Origin of the sequence: Microcystis sp. LE18-22.4A, assembly GCF_027531105.1 — a bacterium.
GTDB lineage: Bacteria > Cyanobacteriota > Cyanobacteriia > Cyanobacteriales > Microcystaceae > Microcystis > Microcystis aeruginosa.
The window spans coordinates 1-4,306 of record NZ_JAPZRB010000475.1; the positions used below are offsets into that span (position 1 = coordinate 1).

General features: G+C 45.5%; 3 protein-coding genes and 1 pseudogene. 2 read left to right on the forward strand and 2 right to left on the reverse strand.

All coding sequences use genetic code 11. From position 1 onward, the window contains the following. A pseudogene (locus O9295_RS20770) lies at positions 1 to 155 on the reverse strand (flagellar assembly protein H); the annotation flags it as partial. A gap of 569 nt (positions 156 to 724) precedes the next feature. Between O9295_RS20770 and hoxE the strand changes: the two are divergent. Beyond that, entirely contained in the window at positions 725 to 1,234 is a 510-nt protein-coding gene (hoxE, locus tag O9295_RS20775; protein ID WP_002762924.1) for a bidirectional hydrogenase complex protein HoxE, read from the forward strand. A 28-nt stretch (positions 1,235 to 1,262) separates the two neighbouring features. Continuing rightward, on the forward strand, positions 1,263 to 2,870 hold the full coding sequence (gene nuoF / locus O9295_RS20780; RefSeq protein ID WP_288035024.1) for an NADH-quinone oxidoreductase subunit NuoF: 1,608 nt from the start codon (positions 1,263 to 1,265) through the stop codon (positions 2,868 to 2,870). Between the two features lie 11 nt (positions 2,871 to 2,881). On the opposite strand, the gene O9295_RS20785 is transcribed toward nuoF, so the two are convergent. Next, complete coding sequence (locus tag O9295_RS20785) at positions 2,882 to 4,126, reverse strand: RNA-guided endonuclease InsQ/TnpB family protein (RefSeq protein WP_288035026.1); 1,245 nt, start codon at positions 4,124 to 4,126, stop codon at positions 2,882 to 2,884. Positions 4,127 to 4,306: the final 180 nt, after the last annotated feature.

The window sequence follows — 4,306 nt, forward strand, 5'->3', positions numbered from 1 at the left end:
TCCGTGACATCGGTAAATACTTCTTTGTCTAAAAAAGTAATCGAGTCCCTATCTAAATAATCGATTAATTGAGGAAAAAATAACTCAATAAATTCGACAAAAAAGGTGGAGATTAACTCCTTAAATAAGCGATCATGGTCAATATTATTAGTCATGTAATATCATCTTAACTAATCTGAGTGATGAATGACTACTCTTCTCTATTGTATTCTGAAAAGTCGGTTGTGGCAACAGATTGTTATGACCTCATCCCTTTAACCTACGAGGAGAGGGGGATGCTTCCCGCAAAAAAACCCGCAGAAAACGGGTTTATCGAAGAAACCCGTTTTCTATTTCCAGGGTTCATCATAATTGATTGTAGGGCTAATTCATGAATTAGCCCTACAGCTATTACCTAGCTATATTCCACTGCTAAATCGAGCGACTCTTGTTCCCCACTTAAGCCCGCCATAAAAGGCCCTATTCGTTGATTAAACACTATTATAGGAAAGATGCAATGCAATCCTTGCTATCAAAGTAATTTCAGTTCCAGGCTGATTCGGAGCATCTTTCAATTTGACAAGGCCGAAAAATCCCCTATCCCCCAATAACTAAAGGAAAGATAAAGTTATCGATCGCCCTCCGGAGCCAGTGTCAGAATAAAAGCAGGGAGATGACCAAGGAAAACCGACAACTCTCCATCTTTTTCCCGTCATCGCCCCTAAAATTTATTTGGTTCAGATTTATGCAAACTGCCAATCCTCGTCAAACGGAGAAAAAAGAGCATCCCAGTGGCGATAAACGCTTCAAAGTCCTCGACATTACCATGAAGCGGGCAGGATATAATCAATCAGCCCTGATTGAAGTCCTGCACAAAGCCCAAGAAGCCTTTGGATTCCTAGAAGAAGATGTTCTCCTCTACGTTGCCCGGGCGCTAAAACTGCCCCTCAGTCGCGTCTATGGGGTAGCAACCTTCTACCATCTCTTTTCCCTGAAACCGGCGGGAAAACACACCTGTATCATCTGTATGGGGACTGCTTGTTATGTCAAAGGCAGCGGCAAAATCCTCGAAGACATCGAAAACGCCTTTGATGTCAAAGTGGGAGAAACCACCGCCGATGGAGAAATTTCCCTAGTGTCGGCCCGTTGTATCGGGGCCTGTGGGATTGCGCCGGCCGTGGTCTTCGATGGAGTCGTGGCCCCTAAACAAGATTCGGAAACTGTCTTAGCGAAACTACAGAGTTTCTCCCAGTAATTTTTCACTCTAGTGGATTGAGAAGAATATGGACTTACAAGAATTATTGGCAGTGGCCGAGAAAGAAAAAACTAGACAAAAAAGCATCCGGGTGCATTGTTGCACTTCCACCGGTTGCCAAGCTGCTAACTCCCTCCAAATCAAAAAAAACCTCGCCACTGCCGTCAAAGAAGCAGACCTAGAGGATACAGTCGAAGTGGTCGGGGTCGGTTGTATGGGTTTTTGTGGTCGCGGTCCGTTGGTGGAAGTGGATCCCCAGGATCTCTTATACGAAGAAGTCACCCCGGAAAGTGCGGCCAGCATTATTGCGGCCTTAAACGGCGGCAAAACCGAGGTGCAATTAGGGGACTCAAAACATCCCTTTTTCTCCCATCAAGTCAAAATTGTCCGGGAAAATAGCGGTAAAATCGATCCCGATCGCATTGAGGAATATATCGCCGTCGGGGGTTATCAATCTCTCTACAAGGCCCTCTACGAGATGACTCCGGCCCAGGTGGTGGAGGAAATCACCCAAAGCGGTTTGCGCGGCCGGGGAGGTGCGGGTTATCCCACCGGTTTAAAATGGGCGACGGTGGCTAAACAACCGGGTAAACAAAAATACGTTATCTGTAATGCCGATGAAGGCGACCCCGGGGCGTTTATGGACCGTAGTGTTTTGGAAAGTGACCCCCATTTAGTCCTGGAAGGAATGGCGATCGCTGCCTATGCTGTGGGGGCGGATCATGGTTATATCTATGTTAGAGCCGAATATCCTCTGGCGATCGATCGTCTGCAAAAAGCGATTAATCAGGCCAAAAAATTTGGTTTAATGGGTTCCCAAGTATTCGAGTCCACTTTCGATTTTAAGGTAGATATCCGCATCGGGGCGGGGGCCTTTGTCTGTGGAGAGGAAACCGCTCTCATCCATTCCATTGAAGGCGGCCGCGGTACTCCCCGCACCCGTCCCCCCTATCCGGCCCAATCGGGTCTCGATGGTTGTCCCACCCTGATTAATAACGTGGAGTCCTACGCTAATATCGCCGCTATTATCCGCGAGGGAGCCGCTTGGTACGCCAATATCGGTACTGCCAGCAGTAAAGGCACAAAAATCTTCGCTTTGACGGGAAAAATTCGCAATAATGGGCTGATTGAAGTGCCGATGGGCATTACTCTCCGGGAAATTGTCGAGGAGATGGGGGGTGGTGTTCCCGATGGTCAAGTGAAAGCGGTACAAACCGGCGGCCCCTCTGGGGGTTGTATTCCCGCTAATTTACTCGATACTCCCGTGGATTACGAATCCTTAGCCAAACTCGGTTCGATGATGGGATCCGGGGGGATGGTGGTCATGGATGATACCACCAGTATGGTGGAAGTGGCGAAATTCTATATGGAATTCTGTCGCGAGGAGTCCTGTGGTAAATGTATCCCCTGTCGCACGGGAACAGTACAAATGTTTGAATTATTGGCCAAAATTATCGCTCGAAAGGCCGATATTCACGACCTCGAAAACCTAGAACATCTCTGTCAAATGGTCAAAGAAACCAGTCTTTGTGGTCTTGGCCAAAGCGCCCCCAATCCGATTTTAAGTACCCTAAAGTATTTTAAGGAGGAATATCTGGCTCTGTTACAGGAAATCAAGCACCCCGTCTCTGTTTGAGATTGACATCCTCACCGCCGGGGCCGGACGGTGATGACCGGCAGATCAAACAAACTTAATTGAACGATCTTCGGTTGGGTTGACGCCTCACGGGATGCTGCTTCTTTAACAGAAGTCTTACACTTTCCTCTGCGTCCGTTTTTTGAGGTCTCCGATTGCCCACCGGCGACCTTGATATTAATTGCGGCGTTCACGTCTCGATCATGGAAAGTCCCACAGAAAAGACATTCCCACTCACGGATATTTAACGCTTTCTTCCCGCCGATATTCCCACAACAGGAACACCTCTGAGACGTTGGCTCCCATCGGGAAATTATCCGAAAATCACGCCCATATTTGTCAGATTTTGCCGATAGCATATCTCGAAAAGAACGCCATCCTAAATCTGATATAGCACGGGACAACTTGCGATTTTTAACCATTCCCGATGTGTTTAAATCCTCTAAAATTATCGTTTGATTTTCACGAACAACTCTAGTGGATAGTTTATGCAAGAAATCAGTGCGAGTGTCTTTAATCTTTGCGTGGATTCTAGCTACTCGTTTCCTAGCTTTTTCCCGTCGTTTACTTCCCTTCTGTTTTCTAGAAAGGTTTTTCTGTGCTTTTCTTAGTCGTTTTAATCGTTTCTTTAACGGTTTCGGTGCGTCTATCTTTTCTCCTGTTGAGAGGGTAGCAAAGGTAGCAATCCCTAGATCAATTCCCACTGACTCCCCATTATTGGGAAGTATTTCGGACTGAATCTCGACGACAAAACTAAGAAAGTATCGATCTGATGCGTCTTTGATCACGGTGACGCTAGAAGGTTTAGAAGGTAATGGGCGACTCCAAACTATTCTTAAATCACCGATTTTCGCTAAAGTAACGCAGTGTTGGTTAACGGTAAAACCATTATCGGTAAATCTTGCTAATTGTTTAGATTTACGCTTCTTAAATTTAGGAGGTTTGACTTTCTTTCCTTTTCTTTCTCCCTTGCAAGATGCAAAAAAGTTAGAATAGGCTGTCTCTAAGTCTCTCAAAGACTGCTGTAAAGGGATAGAAGAAACCTCGGTTAACCACTGCTTTTTTTCTGTTTTTTTGATTTGAGTTAGTCTTTTAGATAACTCAGTATATTTTGGCTTTTTCTCCCCTTGTCGATAGAGTTCTTGACAGTAGGCTAAGGTATCGTTCCAGACAACGCGCACACACCCGAACAACTGAGACAAAAGCCTCTTTTGTTGGTCTGTTGGGTAAATACGGTATTGATACCTTGCTTTCATTGGGTTAAGATATGTGTGTCTGTATTTATTTTAACTAGGGTTTGCTGAATAAATCTAAAAACCTTGTTGGATAAGACTTTTGGACTTTTTTCCCCTCAAAAAGTGCCAGCCATTGCGGGGATAGGGGGGAAAATTCCGGGACTTTTTCCCTGAAAATTAGGTAGTTGACCACCTGAAAAT

Bases quoted from the DNA above. Each gene is read 5' to 3' on its own strand.
- hoxE (WP_002762924.1), top strand. From the start codon at position 725: ATGCAAACTGCCAATCCTCGTCAAACGGAGAAAAAAGAGCATCCCAGT.
- nuoF (WP_288035024.1), top strand. From the start codon at position 1,263: ATGGACTTACAAGAATTATTGGCAGTGGCCGAGAAAGAAAAAACTAGA.
- O9295_RS20785 (WP_288035026.1), bottom strand. From the start codon at position 4,126: ATGAAAGCAAGGTATCAATACCGTATTTACCCAACAGACCAACAAAAG.